The sequence below is a fragment of the Pseudomonas sp. EL_65y_Pfl1_R83 genome (assembly GCF_963970695.1).
Lineage (GTDB): Bacteria > Pseudomonadota > Gammaproteobacteria > Pseudomonadales > Pseudomonadaceae > Aquipseudomonas > Aquipseudomonas tritici.
In genome coordinates this window covers 1-432 of the sequence record NZ_CAXAQI010000503.1, presented here as the reverse complement: position 1 = coordinate 432, position 432 = coordinate 1, and the positions used below count along the sequence as shown (strand labels likewise).

Annotated in this window: 1 pseudogene; it reads right to left on the bottom strand. The window is 68.1% G+C overall.

The features are described from left to right. A pseudogene (locus tag AACY08_RS30050) lies at positions 1 to 432 on the bottom strand (hypothetical protein); the annotation flags it as partial.

Below are 432 nucleotides of genomic sequence, written 5' to 3'. Positions count from 1 at the left end.
GCGCAGTGAACTTGACGCCGCCCGTGCTGACCGTGGGCAATAACGGCACGCCGGCGAGCACCGAATTGGGCTGCACCGAGCTGTAACCCGACTTGCGCTTCTCGATCAGAATGCGCGCACCGGCGGTGAGCTCGAGCCGCGGGGTCGGCAGCCAGGTGCCGTCGGCGAAGACCGAATAGGTGTCGTTGGTGCCGTAGTTGGTGAAGACCGAGGAATACGGAATTGCGGTCGCCGCGCCGCGCGTCAACAGCGCGGTCGCCCCCGCCGCGGCAACGGTGCCATTCGGCAGGACGCAACCCGGGCCGCTCGGGATGCCAGCCGCGAGCAAGGCGGCGCGCGTCCCGGCGGGCAAGGCACCGGCGCAGGTCAGATAGGTGCCCTCTTCGGTCGAGAAGGGCACGCGCTGCAGATTGTTTTCGAAGAACGCGTTCC